The sequence below is a fragment of the Flammeovirga agarivorans genome, assembly GCF_012641475.1.
GTDB lineage: Bacteria > Bacteroidota > Bacteroidia > Cytophagales > Flammeovirgaceae > Flammeovirga > Flammeovirga agarivorans.
On sequence record NZ_JABAIL010000005.1, the window covers coordinates 511,625 to 536,143 of the forward strand.

Annotated in this window: 17 protein-coding genes, 3 tRNA genes and 1 other RNA gene; 11 read left to right on the forward strand and 10 right to left on the reverse strand. The window is 33.6% G+C overall.

Going from position 1 to position 24,519, the window contains the following annotated elements; translation table 11 throughout:
* Positions 1-26: 26 nt before the first annotated feature.
* A complete protein-coding gene (locus tag HGP29_RS18235) occupies positions 27-575 on the reverse strand; it encodes an NADPH-dependent FMN reductase (protein WP_168883863.1) in 549 nt (182 codons plus the stop codon).
* Between the two features lie 263 nt (positions 576-838).
* Between HGP29_RS18235 and HGP29_RS18240 the strand changes: the two genes are divergently transcribed.
* The 4 genes from HGP29_RS18240 (at position 839) to HGP29_RS18255 (ending at position 6,492) form a co-directional block, all read left to right on the forward strand.
* Complete coding sequence (locus HGP29_RS18240; protein ID WP_168883864.1) at positions 839-1,873, forward strand: threonine aldolase family protein; 1,035 nt, start codon at positions 839-841, stop codon at positions 1,871-1,873.
* Between the two features lie 142 nt (positions 1,874-2,015).
* Positions 2,016-2,456, forward strand: a complete 441-nt coding sequence (locus HGP29_RS18245; protein ID WP_168883865.1) for a DUF4199 domain-containing protein — start codon at positions 2,016-2,018, stop codon at positions 2,454-2,456.
* 297 nt (positions 2,457-2,753) lie between these two features.
* Positions 2,754-4,211, forward strand: coding sequence for a hypothetical protein (locus HGP29_RS18250; RefSeq protein WP_168883866.1), 1,458 nt, complete (start codon positions 2,754-2,756; stop codon positions 4,209-4,211).
* A gap of 484 nt (positions 4,212-4,695) precedes the next feature.
* On the forward strand, positions 4,696-6,492 hold the full coding sequence (locus HGP29_RS18255; protein ID WP_168883867.1) for a T9SS type A sorting domain-containing protein: 1,797 nt from the start codon (positions 4,696-4,698) through the stop codon (positions 6,490-6,492).
* A 95-nt stretch (positions 6,493-6,587) separates the two neighbouring features.
* On the opposite strand, the gene HGP29_RS18260 is transcribed toward HGP29_RS18255, so the two are convergent.
* The gene (locus tag HGP29_RS18260) at positions 6,588-8,834 is read right to left on the reverse strand and encodes a hypothetical protein (protein ID WP_168883868.1); all 2,247 of its coding nucleotides are present in this window, start codon (positions 8,832-8,834) and stop codon (positions 6,588-6,590) included.
* Positions 8,835-9,496: 662 nt separating this feature from the next.
* On the opposite strand from HGP29_RS18260, the gene HGP29_RS18265 reads away from it, so the two are divergent.
* A complete protein-coding gene (locus HGP29_RS18265) occupies positions 9,497-11,227 on the forward strand; it encodes a T9SS type A sorting domain-containing protein (protein ID WP_168883869.1) in 1,731 nt (576 codons plus the stop codon).
* Positions 11,228-11,274: 47 nt separating this feature from the next.
* Here the strand turns inward: HGP29_RS18265 and HGP29_RS18270 are convergent, their stop codons facing one another.
* From HGP29_RS18270 to yihA, 6 genes are all read right to left on the reverse strand, one after another.
* Positions 11,275-12,138: a glycerophosphodiester phosphodiesterase family protein gene (locus HGP29_RS18270; protein WP_168883870.1), complete on the reverse strand. Its 864-nt coding sequence runs from the start codon at positions 12,136-12,138 to the stop codon at positions 11,275-11,277.
* 43 nt (positions 12,139-12,181) lie between these two features.
* Positions 12,182-12,580: RNase P RNA component class A (gene rnpB / locus HGP29_RS18275), an RNA gene on the reverse strand.
* A 187-nt stretch (positions 12,581-12,767) separates the two neighbouring features.
* Positions 12,768-12,841 (reverse strand) — tRNA-Asn (locus HGP29_RS18280).
* 29 nt (positions 12,842-12,870) lie between these two features.
* Positions 12,871-12,944 (reverse strand) — tRNA-Asn (locus HGP29_RS18285).
* Between the two features lie 23 nt (positions 12,945-12,967).
* A tRNA-Asn gene (locus HGP29_RS18290) sits at positions 12,968-13,041 on the reverse strand.
* A gap of 144 nt (positions 13,042-13,185) precedes the next feature.
* Positions 13,186-13,797: a ribosome biogenesis GTP-binding protein YihA/YsxC gene (gene yihA / locus HGP29_RS18295; protein WP_168883871.1), complete on the reverse strand. Its 612-nt coding sequence runs from the start codon at positions 13,795-13,797 to the stop codon at positions 13,186-13,188.
* Positions 13,798-14,094: 297 nt separating this feature from the next.
* On the opposite strand from yihA, the gene fabD reads away from it, so the two are divergent.
* Positions 14,095-14,964, forward strand: a complete 870-nt coding sequence (gene fabD, locus HGP29_RS18300) for an ACP S-malonyltransferase (protein WP_168883872.1) — start codon at positions 14,095-14,097, stop codon at positions 14,962-14,964.
* 64 nt (positions 14,965-15,028) lie between these two features.
* Here the strand turns inward: fabD and HGP29_RS18305 are convergent, their stop codons facing one another.
* Positions 15,029-15,424, reverse strand: a complete 396-nt coding sequence (locus HGP29_RS18305; RefSeq protein WP_168883873.1) for a response regulator — start codon at positions 15,422-15,424, stop codon at positions 15,029-15,031.
* Between the two features lie 80 nt (positions 15,425-15,504).
* Here HGP29_RS18305 and HGP29_RS18310 point away from each other — a divergent pair, with 80 nt between their 5' ends.
* The 5 genes from HGP29_RS18310 (at position 15,505) to HGP29_RS18330 (ending at position 23,471) form a co-directional block, all read left to right on the forward strand.
* Positions 15,505-16,452 (forward strand): peptidylprolyl isomerase, encoded by a 948-nt coding sequence (locus HGP29_RS18310; protein ID WP_168883874.1) that lies wholly within the window; start codon positions 15,505-15,507, stop codon positions 16,450-16,452.
* A gap of 280 nt (positions 16,453-16,732) precedes the next feature.
* Complete coding sequence (locus HGP29_RS18315) at positions 16,733-17,374, forward strand: TetR/AcrR family transcriptional regulator (RefSeq protein WP_168883875.1); 642 nt, start codon at positions 16,733-16,735, stop codon at positions 17,372-17,374.
* Positions 17,371-18,792, forward strand: a complete 1,422-nt coding sequence (locus HGP29_RS18320; protein WP_168883876.1) for a TolC family protein — start codon at positions 17,371-17,373, stop codon at positions 18,790-18,792. Before HGP29_RS18315 ends, HGP29_RS18320 begins: the two co-directional genes overlap by 4 nt.
* Before the next feature lie 15 nt (positions 18,793-18,807).
* On the forward strand, positions 18,808-19,962 hold the full coding sequence (locus HGP29_RS18325; RefSeq protein WP_168883877.1) for an efflux RND transporter periplasmic adaptor subunit: 1,155 nt from the start codon (positions 18,808-18,810) through the stop codon (positions 19,960-19,962).
* 14 nt (positions 19,963-19,976) lie between these two features.
* The gene (locus tag HGP29_RS18330) at positions 19,977-23,471 is read left to right on the forward strand and encodes an efflux RND transporter permease subunit (RefSeq protein ID WP_168883878.1); all 3,495 of its coding nucleotides are present in this window, start codon (positions 19,977-19,979) and stop codon (positions 23,469-23,471) included.
* A 79-nt stretch (positions 23,472-23,550) separates the two neighbouring features.
* On the opposite strand, the gene HGP29_RS18335 is transcribed toward HGP29_RS18330, so the two are convergent.
* Entirely contained in the window at positions 23,551-24,486 is a 936-nt protein-coding gene (locus tag HGP29_RS18335; protein ID WP_168883879.1) for an NAD-dependent epimerase/dehydratase family protein, read from the reverse strand.
* Positions 24,487-24,519: the final 33 nt, after the last annotated feature.

Sequence of the window (24,519 nt, forward strand, 5' to 3'; positions counted from 1 at the left end):
ATTCATAAATATCATGCAGGCTTTTTTTATTTCTTGGAAACTATTGCCTCTGCAAACCAAAGATACTCTTCGATAAATACATCTACAGAGCCTTCGAATTTGGCATCTAATAATGTTCCATCTTTACTAAATTTATCTTGAACATTAGGAACGGTAAACATTCTATAAATAGGATAAGCCATTAAGGCTAATACTTGCAATTGCATAGATTGAGCAGCCCGAATTCCTCCTAATGCTCCCGCAGATACACTAGCTACACCAACGGGTTTCCTTTGATAGGTTCCTTTTGGGTAGAAATCAATTGCATTTTTTAAAGCTGAAGAAAAGCTGCCGTTGTATTCAGGAGAAGTGAAAATGATACCATCTGCTTCGTCTAGTATCTTACCGACTTTCTTAACATTTTCAGGTGAATCATCATGTAAAGTATTAGTGAGAGGTGGTAATTTCTCCTCTTTTAAATCAATCACAGTAGCTTCAACATTTGGTTGCTGATTAAACCTTTGAGCTAAATGTAAAGCAACTGAGTGTGTATGTCTATCATCTCTTACACTTCCGGATAGGATCGCGATTTTCATATAGGTTATAGTTTAAGTTTTTTAGGTAATAGGAAGTTACTAAAAAGTAGCCTCCATCGAAAGGATAAATAATTTATTACTGTTGAATTGTCTGTATTTATATATGTCGTATTTTTAAATGTCACAATGTCAGTAATTTGTTTCGTTGTTTTGTCATGATATTCTTTGAAAATAAACATTTATTGTGAGTGAAGAATGTTCTAATTTTCTTTTTTGTGCGTTATTATTGTAGTACATCGAAATCAATTATTTAGCAAAGAGGAATGAAAAAGACACTGGCAAGTGATAATTATTCAGGAACTACACCTGAGATTATAGAGGCGTTAGCAAAAGCAAATACAGGACATCAAGGTTCGTACGGTGCAGATGAAAGTACTGAAGCTGCGATCAAGATGTTCCAACGTATATTGAAAGAAGATATAGATGTCTATTTTACAATGAACGGTACAGGAGCAAATGTTACGGCACTATCTTCTGTTTGTCCTTCTTATGGTGCAGTAATTTGTTCATCAGCAGCGCATATTAATGTAGATGAATGCGGGGCGCCGGAAAAGTTTGGAGGTTTTAAATTACTAACGGTAGAAAAAGATAATGGTAAACTGACACCTAAAGATATTAAACCCTTTATGGTTAATTTAGGCGAGCAGCATTGGTCTCAACCTAAAGTAGTTTCAATTACACAAGCTACAGAATACGGTACAGTATATACTTGTGAAGAAATAAAGGAAATTGTAGACTATGCACATAGCCAAGGTTTATTGGTACATGTTGATGGTGCAAGAATAAGTAACGCAGCTGTATCGTTAGGAGCAACGTTCAAAGAAATGTTAGTGGATACTGGAGTTGATTTTGTTTCTTTTGGAGGTACAAAAAATGGATTAATGTTTGGTGAAGCTGTTATTTTCTTAAATACGTCTTTATCTGAAAATTATAAATATATCCGTAAGCAAGGTATGCAGCTGTTATCGAAAATGAGATTTATTTCTGCTCAATTCGAAGCATTATTTGGTACTGACCTTTGGGAACGTAATGCTATCCATGCAAATAACATGGCACAGAAACTTGCCGAAGGATTAAGCAAAGTGGAAGGAGTGACAATCACACAAGAAGTTCAAGCTAATGGTGTATTTGCCATTTTAGATCGAGCAGTAATTCCTGCTATGCAAGAACAATCACCATTCTATGTTTGGAATGAGCAAACCAATGAAGTACGATTAATGTGCTCATTCGATACTGCAGAAGAAGAAATAGATGCCTTTATTAATAAGCTAAATCAGTTAACCTCTGTGACAGCATAATGTATAAATCATTAGAAAATATTCTAACCTCAACTACTTCAGTTGAGGTTTTTTTATAAAGAAACATTTGGATGATGTAAACAACTTAAACGCTTCATTGTTATACTATTACAATTCTTTTACAACTATTTCTATTACCATCATGAAGATCGCACTGAAGTACGGAAGCCTTATGTTTTTAGGATACTTATTACTCTTCTTAGTAATGAAGTTTCTTCACCTTTATCATATCATTGAATTAAGAGCACTAAACTTTCTAATTCATTCTGCAGGAGTATATTTTGCCCTCAGAGAGTATCAAAAAGCAAAAAAAGACAATTATGGTTATATCACTGCATTTGTAGAAGGTATGCGCGTAACACTGATAGGTGCTATACCATTTGCTATATTTATGGTGGTGTATCTAACTGTCGGAGAGCCTGAATTTCTTACTTATTTACAAGAGTATGCCTTAAATGGAGCTTATTTAACACCAGGCTTAATTTTCCTAGGTTTATGCATGGAAGCCGTTGGATCAGGAGTTATTATTTCTTACTTGATCATGAGATACACTATTATGAGAGCAGTTCCTAGAGTGAGTTGAATTAAGTATAAATATATTCTATTGAAAGTCACAATATTATGAATTATTGTGACTTTTTTTTATCCTAAAATATATACATATAATGCAATTGGTATGATATTTACACTAAATATTGAGAATCAGTGAAATAGAGCTAAACGATTGACATGACTGCTAAAATCTATCAACTGATCTTCACGACAATTCAATGACTTATCAATTGACTACTTCTACAGGCATATTATAGTTAACAATTACATTCAAGTTTTCTGTACTCCATTGATAAGTGATATTTATTAACTAATAATTAGAACTTCTATGCGATTTGATATTTACAAGATTTTATCCTTCGCCTTGATCTTGGTAGTTCAAGGAGTGTCGTATGCACAAACATGCCCCGATGTTTTTGGCGACCTTAATGGTTCAAGTTATATCTATTCTTCGGGTGGGTCTAATCCAAATTATTCTTGTTTACAAGATGGTGGAGATATAAATATTAAAGCTATTAATAATCAGGTACAAATAAAGATTGAAGATAATACAGTAGTTGTATGGGATGTATCTTCAGTAAACCTTACAAGTGTAACGGAATCCAATGGAGGTTTAACTATTGATAAATATGGTATAGACTTAATCATTGGAGCTAATGCTAGATTATATATTTACGGTGACTTTACAATGAATCATTTGTCTTCAATACAGATTGAAGAAACTGGTCTTTTAACTGTTCAAGGTAATTTTTACACAAATTCAATGATAAGCCCTACAATTATTATTAAAGGCGATCAGGCTACCGGTGGAGTGCCATTAGAAAATATAAATGGAGAAACTCATAATACGAATTTACATGTAACAGATAGTGCTTTCTTTAATTTTACTAATGTATTTACAGATGACGCTAAGACTCAAACTGGAAATCATAATAAAATTTATGTTGAGGATTATGTATATGTAGAGGAGTTTGATGATTCAAAATCAAAAAATGAATTAATTGATGCATATTTAAGAACAGTGGTAGATGGTTATGATGATTTTCCAGAAAATTACTTTGGTTGTTTTTGTCTTGAAAATAAATCAACTTATAGAAACTTTGTAGATTTTATTGATACAATATTGGGTGGGAATAATTTTGAGCCGATTGATGGAGAAAACAATTCTGACTTTTTTGGGGGAATAGATAAATCTCAAAAACCTCCAATTAGTGTACCAGATCTTCCTGTTGAACTTACTTATTTCAATGCATTTATTCAAACTATAACAGTTGTATTAGAATGGGAAACTGCCTCAGAACAAAACGCATCTCATTTTGATGTGCAAAGGTCTTCTGATCAACAAAATTGGACAACTATTGGGACGGTAAACGCTCAAGGAAATTCAAATGTAGCTGTCGAATATGAATTTATAGATGAGGCTCCATTGTCGAAAGCATATTATAGATTACATCAAGTTGATTTTGATGGATTGAATGAGTTCTTCGGGCCATTGTATGTAACAACTACATCAGTGTCAGAAGAATTTGAAGTGACATTAATGCCTAATAATATTGTAAATGGAGAAAAGGTTAATTTCCGACTTTCTGGAGGAATACCAGCATCTATGATGTCAGCATCTATGTATGATGGAACAGGCCGAATGTTGCAATCAGAAGAAATAGAATTAAAACAATCTGCAACATATACATCACTCCATTTAACTTCAGAGATGAAGCCAGGAGTATATTATGTGGTTTTTAGAAACGGGAAATCAATAGCAAGAAAACGATTAATTGTTCGCTAGAAGATTCCAATTCGAAACAAAAAAGTCATTCTTTCAAAAAAAGAATGACTTTTTTGTTTTTATATGAGTACAAACTTTAAGTGTTTCCCTTTACTGTATAATAATCAACTACTTATACTACCCAAGGCTATGAAATTACTTCAACATATTATACTCTTTACGTTATTTGTTTTTATGTCTTTCGAATCGGATGCCAACAATAAAAATGAAGAAATAATTCATTTAAATGACACAAAATCAACATATTTCATGGAATTTTAGTGTTAAATTCTTTATTTCGTGATGAAAACTCGAGAATTTTCCATTTATTAAGATAATTGGATCGATTTTTTATTCTCCTATTTTCATAAAACTTACACATTCCTGTTCAATTGCTAAATACGACAAGCTAGAAAAGATATTGGTACTCTACATTATTAAATAAATATTTCTCTAACTAATATAACTACTGTTTACAATCAATTGAACGGCTAACTTATTTGCTATGAAATATAAATTATACTATTACACCTTCCTGTTATTATTTTGTACGTTATTTTCAACATCTATAATTAAAGCACAAGATTGTTCTGAAACTCTATCAGGCAATGTGAACTCAAATATTACTCAAACAGATTATTGTTATAAATCTGGAGGTAATGAAAGTCTTATTGCGAATGGAACAGATATTACTTGGACTGTTGGTGATGGAACGAACGAAGCAACCGTTAATATAGACTATACATCTTTACAGCTAACGGGTGATTCAATTGAAGTGAATAGCCAATATGTACCACAACATGGGGTTCACCTTATAGTAGAGAGTAATGCTACAGTTATTATTGAAGGTGATTTAATTTTAAACAACCTATCAAAGATAACAGTGAAAAATGGTGGTTTACTTTATGTAAAGGGAAATCTATTTACTCAACATGATACCTTTGAAGAGACTTCTGGTATCACACTTACTGTTAACACAGGAGGAACACTTACTGTAGTTGGTAACGCTACATTATATTATATTTTAGGATATATTGATGGTAACTTTAATGTATTAGGGACATCAAGTAGTGAACAAATAGACCAGGTTGGAGTGAATCAATTAAGTGGTTGGAGAACAATTGTATTTTGGGCTAATATTCTTGTCTTTGGTGGTGCTCTAAATGACTATTTAGCATATTTAGATGATTTAATTGCAGATTTAGAATTGGCTATTGATAATAATGTAAATATCGATGATGATATCACAAATATTTCAAATGACCCATTCTCAGCTAATTTAGTCATTAATAATTTTCCATCTGTTGCCAATAATGCCAAATTTTTTGATGATGGATTTTCAACTGAGTCCTTAAGAATTTTTACAGATGCCGATTTAGAAAACATCACCTTAGATGATCCTTTATCTTTAGCTGATAAGCAGATTTCAATTACAGGACATGTGGATATTGAAGGTTCACACTTAAGTGGACACCAAGAAGCAATTAATGTTACTTCTTTGGATGGTTTTAAATATGTTTTAAAAAATATAGTTTGGTCTCTGCCTTCAAATGTACAATCAGCGTTGATTGCTTATAAAAATGATGAGGCAGATGAGACAGAAAAAGAAACACTTTACAATTATTTTACAGCAGACCCTCAGGTAACAATTACGATTACTGATGTGGGTAGTGGTTCTAGAATGATGAGTAATGCTAGAGTATTAAATGATGGGGGAGATGTAACAATTAATGTAGGCATACCAGGAGATTTACCTGTTGAATTGATATCGTTTACTGCTGAAGCTGTTAATGATGACGTTGAAATAAATTGGGAAACAGCTTCTGAATTTAATGCTGATTATTTCCTAGTGCAAAAATCTATTGATAATAAAAATTGGGAGACAATTCATAAAGTATCAGCTCAAGGTACTACAAATGTGTCTACAAGTTATGAATATACTGATATTGCAGTGGCAGAATCTGCGTATTATCGATTACACCAGTTTGACTTTGATGGTAGGTCAGAAATATTTGGTCCAATTAAAGTGAATGCTGTTTCTAATATTTTAGCAGACTTTTTGGTTTACCCTAATCATAACCAAAAAGGAGAAAAAGTAAATTTTGAATTTTCAAGGCAAATATCTTTAGATGAATACTACGTTCTAAATATATTAAATATTAAAGGCGAACTTATTATGTCTAAAGAATTTAACAAACAGATAGGATCAATCACATTACCAGAAGATATCAATACAGGTATGTATTTATTACAATTTAATTTTGGTAGAGATAAGGTGATAAAGAAGATAGTAGTGCAATAATCAATTTCTATAGTATAGCAAATAACATAAAACAGGGCCATCGCTTTAAAAGTGATGGCCCTGTTATTATATATGAAAGTGGTTACTTTCCTACTTTAAAGAATAAAAGAGAAACTCGAATATAACGGCAACTGTTTGATTTCTTCAGGGAAGTCGTCATCATTAAAACTGTTATTTCCTAGATTTAGAAAGTTTAAGGTTAATATATTACCGAATTTTACAGGAATATCTCCCGATAGATTATTGTCATTAACGATAAAGAATGACAGCTTACTAAGCAAATCAATATCTTGAGGTATTACTCCTTCTAAATTATTAAGAGGTAAGAAGACTGTAGTTAATTCTGATAAATAAATAAACTCATTAGGTATTTCTCCATTGATATTGTTATTGTAGATAGCAATACTAACAACTCGTCCTTCATCATTAGTATCAACACCATACCATTCACTTAATGGTAAATCACTACCCCAATTTTCATTATTAGTCCAGTTTTCACCATTGGTAGACTCATAGAATAACATTAGAATATCTCTATCAGTTAGAGCAGATGGGTCTAGAGGCTTCTCATAAGTTGCGACAAAGTTTACATCGAAGCCGTCTCCTGTATTAGATCCATTATCAACGATTTTAATCCAAGAAACTTCAATTCCTTCTGGAAGGTCTCCTGCTAAATGGAATTCATTATTAGCGATATAAGCATCACCAATTTTTACCCAATCATCAGAGTCTTCTAAACCATCTTCATAATATCTACCATTGTAAGATGCATGAACATAAACTGCCGCTTTTTCTTGATAGGCATCCCATGCTTCCATTACATCTTCATAGTAAGGTTTTTTACCCCATGATGTTTCTACTACTTGTAAAGTTGTTTCATCCGTAACAGTAACCTTGTTGGGTAATTGCATTAACACATAGCCATCTTCTCCACCAAGTGAAACAAATTTGCTTGCATTTTTTCTGAAGTCAGCTAAATCGGCATTAGCTGAGTTCTGACGAGACTCCTTAGAAACATTATAGTTGTCATGAGACAGATCTTTAACTCCATAGTTGAAGTTATGAGGACGGTATAACTTTACTTCAGCATATTGATATCCGTCCAATTCACCTCTAAACCATTGATCGTAATATTCACCATCAATTTCTCTAGAGTTTTGTGAAGGATCTGTAGTGTTAAAAGAGTTCTTATCAAAAGCTTGAGTAGAGGCCATATCCCCCCAATTATGATAAAGCGTATTGATCTCTTCACCGCTTTCATTTAAGATGATCATTTTTACATCATCTTTTACCACCTTACCATTTAAAGTTCTTAGTTGTAAATACTCAGAAAAGTGATGTGAGGTAAATACCATATTATCACCAGTTAGGGCAGCTCCTGTTACTCTACCTCCCATTTTTTCGGCGATTTTAGTATTTAAACCTCCAAAGATAGAACCAGCATTGAACTCTACTTTTAGATCATCCCAATCCCAATCCATGTTGTTAAGATAAATAGCTGTACCGCCTTTCCATTGAGAGAAAGAGATCAGTCTTTGTTCTTCGAAACCATCTGTTTCAGAAGAGTTTTGTGTGAATAAGATATCACCCCCTTGGAATTTCACTTTATTCAGTGCCTGAATCTCATTTTCTTCGAAGTAAGTATCATCTTCAAAGAATTGTTCGTCTTCTGAGCCTTCTACAGCAATATTTCCTGAGAATTGGAACTTTACAACATTTACCCATACTTGTCCTGAGTATTTTGTTCCTTGTAGAAAAGGATCTTTGTCATTCCAAATGTCTGATCCTCCATTTTTAGCAGGCCCCCAATCGGCTACTACTTTGTAAAACCCAGATTTTCCGGCAATAAATAAATATCCATCTTGATCGACATCGACTTGAGTAATCTTACCTCTAAATCTGTATTTCGAAATATTCGCTTTCATTTCTTGTTGTGTCACTTTAGGATTATATGCGAATAGCTGAATTTCTCTTACTTTTTTAGTAGCAATTTCTACCAAGTAGATTTTCTTTTTTCTACTAACAACTACTGTGATATAGTCGTTTTTTGGACTAATACACATGTGGCCACCTCTTGGGATGGTAAAAGGGCGACCATTTTTTGTTAGCTTCATTTCCGTTAGATAGGCTTCATCTTCTAGGCCTTGGAAATCATAATCAATCTCATAAATAACAGAGCCTTTGTTCGTAGAGTTAAGGAGATAGAGTTGTTGGTTAAAAGGCATTCTGATATTAGAGGCTTCTTGTTCGTTTACAGGTTCATCAATTTGTTTATGACAAGAAGTAATAGATAGAGCAATGAGAATAAAAACAAAGTTTATTCTCCACAGTAGGTTTTTCATTTGAGTCAAGTAATTAATTTAGATTGAATGAAGAACAATTTTAGATTTAATCGCAAGTACGAAGCATGTTAGTTTTTGTCGCTTTTTTTAATTGATAGGATAGCAATGTACTTGCAGTTGTCGTATTAATTGTCGCCCAAAGTAAGTTAAACTTTTTAACAACTTCAAATAAATAAAGAATTCAAATTGAGTGATTTATGTTAGTTTGTTCAATGAATTGTTAGAAAAAGTCTATTTTTTGAAAAAAGTTCCCACTTGGAAAAATTTAACTTAATGTAAGCTTATAGGTGTTTCTGATAATAAATTCCTAGATAACGGATCTATGCGCACATTTTTCTTATAAAACTAAGATTAATACAAGTAAGGTTAACGGTATTATTATAATCCTTAAGTGGAAATATCAATTCTTTACTATCTGTTATACTACCTAAAATATTGTCTTTTTAACCTATCATAAAAGTATCCGTAATTGAAATTAAACCTAACCCAAAACCAAATATCTATCTTTTATAGGTTTTATGTTACTGTATTATTTTTTAAGCGTGACTGCTTTTGCGATTAACTGAAGGACCATGATTAGATTATCATTTTTATTCGTTTTACAATTTTATTGTATAAACCTGTTTGCTACGTGTATCTCGCCACAAGATTTAAATTCTGACATGACTATTAGTAATAACTGTAGTGTTGTGTCTTCAAGTGGATCTTTTAAAGCTAAAGATAGCCATAGAACTCTTACTTTGGATAACAATTTTAGGTATGATGTTAATGGTAGTTTGACATTAACGGGGGATACCAAAAATGGTATCAGATTGTATGGAACAAACTTAGTAGTGAAAGACGGGGCAATTTTTTCAGTGAATGGAAATTTGATGCTGACGAACTATTCTACAATAAAAGTCGAAGCTGGAGGAATGTTAATTGTCAAAGGAGATCTAACCATTGGTGATAGTGACTCTGAAAATTCTGTTGATTCCAAAATTACTATTGAAGGCAATGGTGAAATCCATATTAGTGGCAATGCTAACCTCAATTATTCAACGGTTGATTTAAATGATAAAATGTATGTTTCTGGTACTTTGAGTATATCAGAAATCACAACTACAGAAATAGATAATGCGATTTCTTTTTGGCAAGGACTAAAAAGTTCTTTTTTAGGATTTATCCCCATACTAAATACTATTTTTCAGAATCAAATTGATAAAAACACTGCGTTAAAGAATGATATAGAAAACTACGAGCAAATTAAAAATGGAGGTGAAGAACTTAAAAGTAACAACACTTTAAGTAATGGCCCTTTTGGGAGTTTAGCATTAGATTTAGGAGCATCTGGAAGTAACGCTATCGGTGTTTCTGTAAATCTATGGGACAATTCACAATTGGATGGTCGAGAAAGCGATGCAGATCTAATTAGAGTTTCACTTTTGCCGTCTATTACTGTTAATTCAGCTTCGGGTTGGTATGGGAAATATTTAAAAGTAACGACTACAGGATTCCAGGAAAATGAAATTGTGATGAGTGATCAATCAAATGCATTGACTTCTTTAGAGGATATTCAAAGTATCTTACAATCCATAAAATGGAAAGTAATAGATTCTGATGCGAAACTTGGTTTAGATAGATACCATGATAATGGTAATAAAAACCATATGGAAAATGAGGATAAACTAAAACTATTAAATTACCTCAGTGCTGAAAGGACGATAACATTATCATTTGTAGATTCAAAAGAAGGCATTAGTTATACTAATAAATTTAGTCATGGTAGAGTAAAGGCAATTGAAAGTGTTGATCAGATTAGTATCACAAATAATACAGATGACCTTCCTATTGTACTTTCTTATTTCTCGGTATCGAAAGACGGTAGTCAGGTAGTTTTAGATTGGACAACTGCCCAAGAAATTAATAATGATTATTTTGAGATTCATAGATCCACCGATCAACAAAATTGGGAAATAATAGGGGTTGTTTCTGCCGAAGGGGGCAATAGTAATTATGCCATAGATTATAGCTTTTATGATGATTCGCCACTAGCTAGTGCTTATTATCGATTAGTTCAATATGATTTTGATGGTCAAAATGAATCTTTTGGTCCTATTCAAATGAAATTCTCACCAACCTTTACAAAGTTAGAATCGAAAATTTTCCCTAATAAAATAAGACGTAACGAATCTTCTCAGATCTCTATTGAAGGTGCCTTAAAAGGAAGTAATATATCTATCGAAATATTTAACCAACAAGGGTTGTTAATCGATAGAAACCAGATAGAGAATACTAATGCAGAAGTAGTTCTTCAACCGTTTGACTTGCCACTTCATTTACCTACAGGGATGTATTTTGTTGTAGTAAAGTCAGGACGAAATATTTCTAGAAATAAAATAGTTTTAGAGTAGCTCTAATAAAAAAGCATCACCGATTTATTATCAGTGATGCTTGTATTTTATTCTTTACTTTTCCAAGCTTCAATAGGGAGGTCGGTAGCAATAATATCAACACCTAAATCCCAAGCAGCTCTGTATTCTGATGTTCTTTTTTCGATATTTTTTTCTTTATCGGTCGTATGGAAAGTCGCGTTGATACAGAATATGCCTTCCTTATGTAATTTTTCATAGAGTGTTTTATCATTGAGACGAGTTCCTGTAAAAGCAATCATTCTATTGAAAGGAATTCCTGATGCTTTTGCTTTCTCCCAATGTTCGTCGTTCATAATAGTTACACTAATCATTAAATCAGGTGCGAGTTGATGTACTAATTTTGCATCTTCCCAATTGTAAGTAATTACTGCCGCGTACTTTTCTACTTTTGCCTTTTTAATAGCCTCAACAACCATTTCAAAAGGAACACCTTTTTTTACATCAACGGTAAGTACGGCATAACCTTTAGAAGTCCATTTTAATACTTTTTCGAAGGAATCAAACTTGAACTTTGTCAGATTCCCATCATCATCTTTTAGACGAATATCTTGTAACTCTTTCCAAGTATAATCTCTTACAGAGCCACTTCCTGTAGTTGTACGTCCTAGCTCGTTGTCATGCATTAAAAACATTACGCTGTCTTTACTCATCTCAACATCTAATTCAATAACAGGAGCGTAAATACTTTTAACAAGATGTTTAAATGTAGGAATGCAGTTTTCTGGATATCCAGGGTAAGGTCCACCTCTGTGTGCACTGACCAATTCTTTCGGGTTTTTCTTATAATCTAAGAATTGGTATAGATCTTCAATGGATTTGAAATTTAATTTTTGTGCCTGAAGTTGAAATGCACCAAATAATAATGTGATAATGATAATGGAACGTTTCACGATATTGGTTTTGATAATGAATAATTCAATAAGGGAAATAAAAGAAAAGCGTACGCCTATAAGCCGAGTTCTGTATCTCCATCACTATCTAAAAAAGAAAGTGATGTGATCCCTGTCATTTATCTAGACCTGCAATCACTCACAGGTTCCATCGACCTACCCATCTTACTTGTTTCGAAAAACTATGAAGCGAGCAACTTCACTCCCGAAGGAAAGTAAGACCTATTTGGTCTTTCATCTCACAAGGTTTACCATGCCATTTATGTCACCATAAACGCGGTGAGCTCTTACCTCACCATTTCACCCTTACCCGAAGGCGGTATACTTTCTGTTGCACTTTCTGTCATCCAAAAAAGGATGCCTTCCCGTTAGGAAGTGTGATGCTCTCTGATGCTCGGACTTTCCTCTTCAGTCAAGCTGAAGCGACAGAGCGGCGTACGCTGAGTGCAAAATTAGTAATTAGAAATTAGGATCTAGTAATTCGTAGAGATAATTAGGAAATAATTACAAGAGATGTGGAATAAAGAGCATTCATAAGGTGAGCTAAGGGATGATTTCAATGAAATAAGCTCTAGTGATCCAAATAATAGAACACAAAAAAGCCTTAACATTTCTGCTAAGGCTTATTGCTCCTCTTCTTGGACTCGAACCAAGGACCCTCTGATTAACAGTCAGATGCTCTAACCAACTGAGCTAAAGAGGAAGATATTCTTCCAAATATGTAATTTGTTGCTCTCCTTCTTGGACTCGAACCAAGGACCCTCTGATTAACAGTCAGATGCTCTAACCAACTGAGCTAAAGGAGAATGAATTTGAAAATAAGCTTTTGCTCCTCTTCTTGGACTCGAACCAAGGACCCTCTGATTAACAGTCAGATGCTCTAACCAACTGAGCTAAAGAGGAAGATATTTCAAACTCTACTTTTTAGGAGTGTTTTTCCTTAAAAGCGATGCAAAAGTAATGTGAGAAATTTAATTTGCAAAATCATTTCAAAAATAAATTGCAAATTAAATTAAATGTTATTGAAAATCAGTCTAAAAAAAACTGCTATTTTTCTTGTTCAAAGTAGAATTCATTAATCTGCTGAATATAATCAAGCAGATCTTTACAGCCTTGTCGGGTTTCCGAAGAAGTAATTAACATAGGAGGGAATTCTTCCCAAGTTTGTTTTAACACTCTTTTGTATTGAGCAATCATTTTTGAAGCCTTTCCTTGTCCTAATTTATCTGCTTTTGTAAATACAATACAGAAAGGAAGTCCATTTTCTCCCATCCATTGCATAAACGATAAATCATTTTGTAGAGGCTCATGTCTGATATCTACTAAAACGAAAGTATTTAATAAGTTTTGTCTTGTGGAAATGTAGTTTTTTACCATTCCCATAAACTTAGCTCGTTCTGTTTTGCTCACCTGAGCATATCCATATCCTGGTAAATCACATAAGTACCATTCATCATTAATTAAAAAATGATTGATTAGCTGTGTTTTTCCTGGAGTAGAAGATGTTTTTGCAAGTTTGTTCTGTTTTGTCAATGCATTTATAAGTGATGATTTCCCTACATTGGATCTACCAATAAAAGCATACTCTGGTCTATCAGGAGCAGGACATTTAGAAGCATCACTATTACTTACAACAAAAACGGCCTCTTTGATTTTCATAAACTCATTAAAATTTTTTGTGATTCACAAAGGTAATGAAGTACGAAGGAATAAATAATAAGTTCTTGTATAGAAGTACGATAAGGATCGTTAATACAATAAAAAATCCACTTTTTATCTTCAATTGGTGCTAATAATATGCTGAAATCAATAAAAATCAACCTTGCTAAATGATAATAGTCAATTCTAAAGAGATCCTCAGAAAACTCCTTACATCTTACTTCTTACTCCTTACTTTATTCATTATCTTTGCCTCCGCAAAATTGAAGAAATAACAATATTTGAATATATATATTTATGAAAGCATATGTATTTCCTGGGCAAGGAGCTCAGTTTACAGGTATGGGTAAAGACCTATACGATTCTAATCCAAAAGCAAAAGAGCTTTTCGAAAAAGCAAACGAAATCTTAGGTTTCCGTATCACTGACGTGATGTTCGAAGGAACTGCTGAAGAACTTAAGCAAACAAACGTAACTCAGCCTGCAGTATTTTTACATTCAGTAATTACAGCATTATGTGCAGATGAGTTTACTCCGGATATGGTTGCAGGTCACTCATTAGGTGAATTTTCTGCTTTAGTAGCTTGTGGAGCCTTAAACTTTGAAGATGCTTTATCTTTAGTAGCTAAAAGAGCTGATGCAATGCAAAAAGCATGTGAATTGAACCCATCGACTATGGCTGCTATCTTAGGTCTTTCTGACGAAGATGTTGAGAAAGTATGTGATGGTGTAGAAGGTGTAGTTGCTGCAAACTATAACTGTCCAGGTCAATTAGTAATTTCAGGTAGCAAGGAAGGTATCGAGAAAGCTTGTGAAGTAGCTAAAGAAGCTGGAGCAAAACGTGCTTTACCTCTTCCTGTAGGTGGTGCATTCCACTCTCCATTTATGGAGCCGGCAAGAGAAGAGTTACAAAAGGCGATCGAGGAAACTCAATTAAGCCAACCAACTTGCCCAATTTATCAAAATGTAAATGCTAAGCCGCAAACAGATCCTGAAGTAATTAAGGAGAACTTAATTGCTCAATTAACTGCACCTGTACGTTGGACACAGACAGTTCAGGCAATGATTGCTGACGGTGCTACAGAATTTATTGAGTGTGGTCCAGGAAAAGTATTATCAGGACTAGTTAAAAAAGTAGATCGTAAGATGCCAGTATCATCTTTATAAAAAGGTGAATTAGTATCGAAAGTAATATTTGTATAAATCCTTTTCGCAAGTAAGTGGAAAGGATTTATGCTATAGTCGCAGATTTTATAATTTCGCGTAGGTGCTTTTTATAAATAGGTGTACTTAGCGCAAATTCAACGCCCATACCTATAAGTTTCTTTCTTGCACCTGCTAAACTATAAGGTGTAGTACCCACTATAGTCACAGGATAGGAGATTCTTTGTTTAAGCTGGAAAATAGTATCCTCTAAATGTGATCCCAATGTTTCACTATCAAGGAAAACCATTTTAACTTCTTCCTCCTGAATAAACTGATAAAGTTGGATAGTATCCGATACAATAGTAATTTCCATCCCTTCATCTGCGAGCATTTTCTTTAAATAATGTGCGTTAATAATATTATTATCAACCACAATTGCTCTTTGTATAACTGGCTTGTCTAGGCCGTTTGCTAACGCCATCGTCATATATAATTGAATATTGGTCCTAAAAAAATCTAATCGCTTACTTTTAATAACGAAAAAACATACCAAAATAATATATGAGTATCATAAAAAAATTAAATAAAAGTGTAATTTATTATTTGTTGATTATTAGTGGGTTATCAATCTTATCAACATCTTGCAGCCCAAAAGGCGATGGTACTTGGGAAAAGGATAAAGAGGTACCTGTTGTGGTAGCAAATAACGACCTTGATTTCTTAGTCACGATACACACAGAATATGGTGAAATGAAGGTTGTTTTGTTCAATGATACACCACTTCATAGAGAGAATTTTATCAAACTAACTAGGCAACATTATTATGATAGCTTGCTTTTCCATAGAGTAATCAAAAACTTCATGATTCAAGGTGGTGACCCTGATTCTAGATTTGCTTCTCCCAATCAAGGTTTAGGTAGAGGCGAAATTGGTTATACCATACCTGCAGAAATAAAAGACAATCATTACCATAGAAAAGGAGCATTGGCCATGGCTAGGAAAGGTGAGGAAGTAAATCCTGACTTAGAATCTAGCGGTTGTCAGTTTTATATTGTTGATGGCAGAACTTATTCGAAAAGAGATTTGATAGATGCTCGACTAGATCATACGAAATTGAACAAATATTTTAATAGTATGATTGAAGACCCTGAATACTCTAAAATAGCATCATCTTACTCTTCATTAGGTGCCAATGGTGATATAGAAGGACAGAAAAGACTGATGAAGAAATGTATTCCAATGATTGAAAAGAAATACGATGTTGTATTATTGGATCGATTAAAAAGAGATGAGATTAAAGCATATACCACAGTGGGAGGAACTCCCTTCTTAGATGGGAAATATACAGTATTTGGTCAAGTAGTAGAAGGCTTTGAAGTGATAGATCAAATAGCTAATAAACAGGTGAATAGACAAAAAAGGCCAGTTGAAAGTGTTAAAATGTGGGTTTCTGTAGAAGAGATTCCTAAAGATGAAGTATCAGCAATGTTGAAAAGTATAAATATGTAATTCAACAGTCTTTTGCTCTCTTAAAAATAATAATGATTGGATTGTGAAACATATTTAACGGAAAAGGGTTTATTTTTTAAATTTTCGGAAAAATAAACCTTGGAAACTTTTTTATTGTTTGTGGTTTCCATATGTTTGCATTAGAAAAAGAAATACCTTTTAGAGAACTAGTTATACTTATCTACAAATCTGTTGGTTCGCTATCATTTTTTCTTTTTATCTGATACGAAATAATAAATTATCTCATTTTTAATAATCATTATCTAACTCATTTAAAACAATGGTGAACGATCAATTACGTATCCGAATCATTGAAGAAGCACGCAAACAATTCCAAACTTCAGGTATTAAGAGAGTTACAATGTCAGACATTTCCCAACAGTTGGGAGTGTCTAAAAAAACACTCTATAATGTATTTAAGGACAAGAAAGAACTCATCGATTTCACTTTAGAACATCATATCAACGAAGATATTGCTTTTGTTGATGCCGTATGGAAAGAAGATAAAGACGGTGTGTACAAGTTGGCAAGAATCTTCTTTTACTTCTACACGAGGATGAAGTCGATTAATCCGATGACTTTGTTAGACTTAAAAAAATTCTATCCTGAAATCTGGAATAAATTCGAATGTCATAAAAAAGGATGCTTCGATCAATCAATGATCAGTATTATAGAACAAGGTGTAGACGAAGAACTATTCTTTGATGACATGAACATTCCACTATTAGTAAGTATGCGTGTCTGGCAGTTGGAATCTGCTTTTGATTCTAACTTGTACGATCATTCCAAGTATTCTTTAGCGACAATACAAATGGAATTCTTCAAGCATTTTATTAGAGGAATAGCTACTGTCGAAGGTGTCAAATTACTAAATCAGTACCTATCAAGTTTTATTAAAGAAACTCAATCAACAAACATATGAAAACAACGGCCTTAAAATGGGTCACTGTACTAAGTCTACTCTTTAGTACAACTCAATTAATTGCACAAACAAATCCTGACCAGAATGGAGATTTGATGGACTTGCAAGACTGTATCGATTATGCTTTTGCAAATACAGGAACCATCAAAAATGCAGTAATCGAACAGGGTATCTCTCAAGCTAAAGTAGGTGAAATTATTTCAATGGGTCTTCCTCAAATTGATATGGAAGGTCAGTTGATCAACAATGCAAAAATCCAAAAATCGTATGTACCTGGAAATACATTTGATCCAGATGGTGACCCTAATGAAACCATTGGATTAGAATTCGGTACACCGTTTTTATCAAATGTTCAATTATCAGCAAATCAGCTATTATTTGATGGTACTTTCTTTATTGGTGTGAAAGCCGCTAAAGTTTACAATGAGTTATCAGCAAAAGAATTGATTAGATCGAAAATTGATGTTGTTGAAGCAGTAACACAAGCCTATTATTATGTACTAGTACAACAAGAGTATTTAGAGTTGATTAATAGAAATAAGGAAATTCTTGAATCTTTATATAACGAGACTAAAGCCACTTACGAAGCTGGTATGGTCGAAGAGATTGAATTCAACAGAATTGAGGTAACTTATAACAGTATCTTGATCCAGCAAACTCAATTGGAACAGATTCAAATTATTGCAAAGAAATTATTGAAATTCCAGATGGGAATGGATATAAATGAACCGTTGCAATTGTCACAATCACTAGAAGATTTTAGAGATTTTATCGTTACTCCAACAGATCTAGCTGAATCATCAAGAAGAATTGAGTATTCAATCATGATGACTAATATCAAATTGAATAACTATGATATTAAAGCTACAAAAGCGGAATACTGGCCTAAATTGTATGCTTTTGGTAACTATGGTGTCAATACAGCGAGTACTCAGTTTTCTGATTTATATGGAACAGCAGGAGATTTCTTATCAGTAGGTGTATCGCTTTCTTGGAAACTGTTTGATGGTTTTAATAGATCAAAAAGAATTGAGCAGAAGAAACTGAAAGGACAGCAGTTACAAAACACAAAAACTGATTTAGAGCGTCAGATTTCTATTGAACAGGAACAATCTAGAATCACTTACGAAACAAACCTGTCTACATTAAACTTACAGGAGAAGAATATGAATGTTGCTGATAAGGTATACACAAATACTCAAGTGAAGTTTAAAAATGGTGTTGGATCTTCATTAGAAATTACAACTTCGTCTCAAGATTATCAGACTGCTGCTAATAGTTTCTATACTTCTTTATATGATGTATTAGTAGCGAAATTAGCCTTTGAAAAAGCAAATGGTCGTTTGTTGAGCTATGTTGATGAAGAAGATCATAGCAAAGACGAGGAAGTTTTGAAAATGAATAACGAAAAAAAATAATCGAAGAATAAAATCATGAAACATAGATATAAATTTATTGCTCTTTTATCTGCGGCCAGCATTTTATCATCTTGTGGTGGCGATGATTTAGAATCAAAAAAGCAAGAGTTAAAAGACTACCAAACGGAGTTAGCTGACTTAGAAATTAAAATAGATAACCTTGAGAAAGAAATAGAGACTATTGAAGGTCCAAAAGAAGTAAAAGTTTCATTAAAACCTGTTACTATTTTTGATGTTCAAGAAATGACATTTAGTCACTTTGTTGATGTTCCAGGTGATGTTATCTCAAATAGAAACGTAGTGGTTGCTCCAGAGACTACTGGGCGATTAGTAAAAAGATATGTTGAGGAAGGTAACTACGTTAAACGAGGACAAAGAATTGCCAAGTTGGATGTAGAGATCTTACAGAAACAAATCGAAGAGGTTGAAACTTCTTTGGAGCTTGCTAACATTATGTATGAAAAGCAAAGTTCTTTATGGGAGCAAAATATTGGGTCTGAAGTTCAATATTTACAAGCAAAGAATAATAAAGAAAGCTTAGAGGCGAAATTAGCAAGTTTAAAAGAGCAAGAAGGAAAAGGATATATCTTGGCCCCAATTGCAGGTAAAATCGATGAAATCTATATGAAAGAAGGTGAAATGGCCCCAGCAGGTCAGCCTTACGCTAGAGTAGTTGATTTAAATAATATTGAAGTTGTAGCTGAAGTTTCTGAAAAGTACAGCCGTGATGTTAAAAAAGGAGACCATGTATCTGTGAAGTTCCCTATGCTTGATATCGAAAAAGATATGAAAGTGAGTATGGTCGGACAGACGATTAACCAGGTGAACAGAACTTTCAAAATTAGAATGAAGGTAACAGAAAGAGGTTTGAATCTTAAACCAAATACAATGGCTGTAGTTACTATTAATGATTACTCTAAAGATCATGCTGTAGCTATCCCTTCTAATTTAGTTCAAAAGAATACGAAAGGAGAAACATTTACATATATCTTGGCAAAAGATGGAGCTAAGAAAGATGTAGTAAAAAAGATTACTGTTCAGACAGGTAAATCTTATAAAGGAAAAACAATGATTACTGCAGGTATTGAACCAGGTATGAGAGTAATTGATAAAGGTTACTCTGAGGTAGTTGTTGGAGAAGAAGTTCGAGTTGTAGATTATCAAATCTAATTTTGACAAAAGATATGGAGTCAAATTTTAACAAAAACAGTAACGAGACGAAAGAGGAAAAAATCAAGGAATTTGGTTTAAGTAGCCTCTCGATCAATAATAGTACGTCCATTTTTATTCTTACAGTCATCATTGCACTGTTTGGAATTTTGGCGTACGTGGGTATGCCGAAAGAGCAATTCCCTGAGATTCGTATTCCGATGGTGTATATTAACACAATGCACCCAGGTAACTCACCTGTGGATATTGAATCACTAATTACTCGTCCGATTGAAAAAGAATTGAAATCGGTAAAAGGTGTAAAAGAAATTATTTCTACATCAGCTCAAGACTTTTCAGTTATTACTGTAGAGTTTAATGAAGATATAGAGACTTCTAAGGCACTTCAAGACACAAAAGATGCTGTAGATAAAGCCAAAAGTGAATTACCAACAGATTTGGATCAAGATCCAAACGTTCAAGAAATGGATTTCTCTGAGATTCCAATTATGGTAATTAACCTTTCTGGTGATTTCGAAATTCAAAAATTAAAAGATTATGCTGAAGATTTAGCAGATGATCTTGAAGAATTTAGAGAAGTATCAAGAGTTGATATTACAGGTTCTGTAGAAAGAGAAATTCAGATTAATGCAGACTTATATACAATGGATGCGATGCAAATTGCATTCTCAGATATTTCTGATGCAATTTCTCGTGAGAACGTAACAATGTCTGGTGGTGATGTTAAAATGGGTAATGGTTTCCGTAGATCATTACGTGTTGATGGTGAATTTAAAGAAGTATCAGAGATTCGTAATGTAATTGTGAAGTCTGAAGATCAAAACACAATTTACCTCAAAGACCTTGCTGATGTAGAAGATAGCTATGTAGAGCGTAAGTCATATGCTCGTTTAGCAACGAACTCTTTTAACGATAAAGGTGCATACCCAGTAGTATCATTAAAAGTGGTTAAAAGAGGTGGAGAAAACCTTATCGATGCAACAGATAAGATCAATGTTCTACTTGATGAAGCAAGAGCTACATATTTACCGCCAAACTTGGATATCGTAATTACTGAGTCTCAATCTAAAGAAATGAAGACTTCGCTAAACAACCTTGAGAACTCAATTATCTCAGGTATGATTCTAGTGGTAGTTGTATTATTATTCTTTATGGGATTAAGAAATGCCTTATTTGTTGGTATTGCTATTCCGATGTCGATGTTCTTGTCTTTCTTAATCTTGAGTGTATTAGGAGTGACAATTAACATGGTAGTTTTATTTGCACTGATTCTAGCTCTCGGTATGTTGGTGGATAATGCCATTGTGGTGATCGAGAATATCTACCGTTTGAGGGAACAAGGACTCTCTAAGAAAGAAGCAGCAAAACAAGGTACTGGTGAGGTAGCATTAGCGATTATTTCATCTACGGCCACAACTTTAGCAGCTTTCGTTCCTTTGGCATTCTGGGGAGGTATTATGGGTGAGTTTATGAAATACTTACCGATTACTCTAATTACTGTATTGGCCTCGTCATTATTCGTAGGTTTAGTGATTAACCCAGTGATCGCTTATCGTTACATGAAAGTGGACGATGAAGCTGCTTACAGAACAGTAAACAAAAAGAAAGTGACAGTTGGTTTAATCCTAATAGGATTATCAATTCCTGCTTATATTCTTCGCGATACTTATGCTTTAGGAAACCTACTAATGTTGGGTGCATTTATCGCATTATTAGATGGTATTGTACTAAAAAGAGCTGCACATTTCTTCCAACACAATATTTTGACAAGATTGGAGTCTGTGTATTTATCAACATTAGAATTTGCCTTAAAAGGTAAAACTCCATATGCTTTGATTATTGGTAATACATTTTTCTTATTCTTTGCGATTGCTTGGTTTGGTGCCCGTTTAGGTTCAGGTAATGTACCGATTGAGTTTTTCCCTGATTCCGATCCACGTTATGTTTACATGTATGTTGAGGCTCCTCAAGGTACAGATGTAGAAGAAACGAATAAGATTGCCTTAGATTTAGAAAAGCGTCTATACAAAGAATTACTTCCGTATAAAGACATCATTGAATCTATTGTAAGTAATGTAGGTGAAAATACGAATGACCCACAAGATAATGCTGGTAATTCTGTAACACCTAACAGAGCTAGAATCGCTGTAGGTTTTGTTCCTTACGAAGAAAGAGGTGGAGTAAGCTCTAAAGAAGTAAAAGCACTTTGTGAGCGTATTGCTAAAGATATTCCAGGTGTAGAAATTGTTACTTCTAAAGACCAGAATGGACCTCCAACAGGTAAGCCAATTAGTATTGAGCTGAAAGGAGAAGATTACATTGTCTTGATTGAAGAGGCAAATAAAATGAAATCTTTAATCGAGCAATCTGACATTGAAGGTGTAGATAAATTATCTGTAGATATTAGCGTGAGTAAGCCTGAATTATTAGTTAATATTGATAGAAATAAGGCTCGTCGTTTTGGTGTATCAACAGGTATGCTTGCAAACAACATGCGTACAGCTATCTACGGTCAGGAAGTTTCTAAATTTAAAGATGGTGAAGATGATTATCCTATTCAACTTCGTTTAAAAGATGAATATAGATATGATTTATCAACTTTAAATGATCAAAGAATTACTTTCAGAGATAATAAGGGAGCATTCCATCAGGTACCTGTTTCATCTGTGGCATCGTTGGATTACAGTACTACAGTAGGAGAAATCAAACGTAAAGATTTAGATAGAGTAGTTACTTTGAGTTCTAATATTACAGAAGGGTACAATGCACAGAAAGTTGTAGGTGAGGTAAAAGGTTTATTAGCAGAATATAAAATGCCTTCTCAATATAGCTACAAATTTGGTGGAGAGCAGGAAGATCAAGCAGAATCAATGGCATTCTTATCAAGAGCAATGATGATTGCGGTTTGTGCTATCTTCTTAATCTTAGTATCACAATTTAACTCTTTTGTGAAGCCATTCATTATTATTATTTCAGTAGTATTAAGTTTGATTGGTGTACTATTGGGATTAATTATCTTCAATGATCCATTTGTGATTATCATGACAGGTATTGGTATCATCTCATTAGCAGGTATTGTAGTAAACAATGCTATTGTATTGATAGACTGTGCAGATCAATTGGTAGAAAAGAAAAAGGATCAACTTGGTTTATTAGAGGATGAACGTTTACCTATTAAAGATTATATAGAATGTATTCAGCAAGCAGGTTTCACTCGTTTGCGTCCTGTATTGTTAACTGCGATTACGACTGTATTAGGTCTTATTCCTTTAGCTACAGGTATGAACATTGACTTCTTTGGTATGTTTGCACACTTCGATCCAGATATCTATTTCGGTGGTCCAAATGCAGATACATGGGGACCAATGGCTTGGACAGTAATCTATGGATTAACGTTTGCTACTTTCCTTACATTAGTAATTGTGCCTGTGATGTTATTATTAACGGAGAAAATGGGACAAGCTTTTGGAGGTTTATCAGCACCAAAAAAAGAAAAAAAGATCGTATAACTGGTCTAATCAGATAAAAAAAGAGCTGAAATCTTGTTGTGACAAGGTTTCAGCTCTTTTTGTTTATATATAAGTGAACTTATGCTTTCGACATTTCAGTTCTAGCTTCAATAACTTTTTCTAAACCATCTTCTAGTAATGTAAGAGGACGTTGAAGTACTTCTTTCATCTTTTCGATATCTGGTTGTCTTCTAGACATGTCACCTTCTTTTAAAGGATCTAGGTATACAATTTCAGAAGCAGAACCTGTAGTTTGAATGATTTTTTCTGCTAGTTCTTTAATTGTAGTAATTCGATCATTACCCACATTCATGACATCATTTACACACATGTCATTCTCAAGAAGTTGTATGGTCACTTCGATGTTGTCTTCAATAAAGCAGAATGTCCTCGTTTGGGAACCATCACCATAAATTGTAATAGGTTCGTTTTTAAGGGCTGCATCAATAAACTTCGACATTACAAAGTCAGTACTTTGTTTGGGGCCGTAAGTATTGAAGAAACGAAGAATAGTATAGTCTAAATCAAACTCTTGCTTGAAAGATCTGCAATATGCTTCTCCTAAGTTCTTAACAATTGCATAAGGAAGTCTTGAGTTTAATGGTGTAGTATGCTCATGTTGTGGTAAATGAACAGGTTCGCCGTACACCTCAGATGAAGAAGAATAGAAGACCCTTTTCACTCCTGTATTCTTGCATAATCTTAATACGTTTTCGATGCCTTGGATATCTTCCAGTACAAGTACAGGGTTTTCCAAAGTACGCTTTACGCCTACTACCGCAGCGTAATGAAATACGTAATCAAATTTATACGAAGTCATAATCGCTGCAATTTCTTCGTAACGATTGACATCACATTTAATGAATTTGCAGTTAGGATGTTTGGGTACTTTCCAAGCCTCGCCAGTAAGGAAGTTGTCAACACAGACAACAAAATTATCTGGGTTTTCAAGGAGTTTATCTGCTAGTGAACTTGGAACAAAACCAGCTCCACCTGTGATTAAAAATTTTCTCATATGAATGATGATAATGTGAGACTCTTAGCTTAA

Coding starts and splice junctions, on each gene's coding strand:
- HGP29_RS18315 (WP_168883875.1), top strand. CDS start 16,733: ATGGTGAACGATCAATTACGTATCCGAATCATTGAAGAAGCACGCAAA.
- HGP29_RS18335 (WP_168883879.1), bottom strand. CDS start 24,486: ATGAGAAAATTTTTAATCACAGGTGGAGCTGGTTTTGTTCCAAGTTCA.
- HGP29_RS18320 (WP_168883876.1), top strand. CDS start 17,371: ATGAAAACAACGGCCTTAAAATGGGTCACTGTACTAAGTCTACTCTTT.
- HGP29_RS18305 (WP_168883873.1), bottom strand. CDS start 15,424: ATGGCGTTAGCAAACGGCCTAGACAAGCCAGTTATACAAAGAGCAATT.
- HGP29_RS18260 (WP_168883868.1), bottom strand. CDS start 8,834: ATGAAAAACCTACTGTGGAGAATAAACTTTGTTTTTATTCTCATTGCT.
- HGP29_RS18245 (WP_168883865.1), top strand. CDS start 2,016: ATGAAGATCGCACTGAAGTACGGAAGCCTTATGTTTTTAGGATACTTA.
- HGP29_RS18250 (WP_168883866.1), top strand. CDS start 2,754: ATGCGATTTGATATTTACAAGATTTTATCCTTCGCCTTGATCTTGGTA.
- HGP29_RS18325 (WP_168883877.1), top strand. CDS start 18,808: ATGAAACATAGATATAAATTTATTGCTCTTTTATCTGCGGCCAGCATT.
- HGP29_RS18235 (WP_168883863.1), bottom strand. CDS start 575: ATGAAAATCGCGATCCTATCCGGAAGTGTAAGAGATGATAGACATACA.
- HGP29_RS18330 (WP_168883878.1), top strand. CDS start 19,977: ATGGAGTCAAATTTTAACAAAAACAGTAACGAGACGAAAGAGGAAAAA.
- fabD (WP_168883872.1), top strand. CDS start 14,095: ATGAAAGCATATGTATTTCCTGGGCAAGGAGCTCAGTTTACAGGTATG.
- yihA (WP_168883871.1), bottom strand. CDS start 13,797: ATGAAAATCAAAGAGGCCGTTTTTGTTGTAAGTAATAGTGATGCTTCT.
- HGP29_RS18240 (WP_168883864.1), top strand. CDS start 839: ATGAAAAAGACACTGGCAAGTGATAATTATTCAGGAACTACACCTGAG.
- HGP29_RS18255 (WP_168883867.1), top strand. CDS start 4,696: ATGAAATATAAATTATACTATTACACCTTCCTGTTATTATTTTGTACG.
- HGP29_RS18265 (WP_168883869.1), top strand. CDS start 9,497: ATGACTATTAGTAATAACTGTAGTGTTGTGTCTTCAAGTGGATCTTTT.
- HGP29_RS18310 (WP_168883874.1), top strand. CDS start 15,505: ATGAGTATCATAAAAAAATTAAATAAAAGTGTAATTTATTATTTGTTG.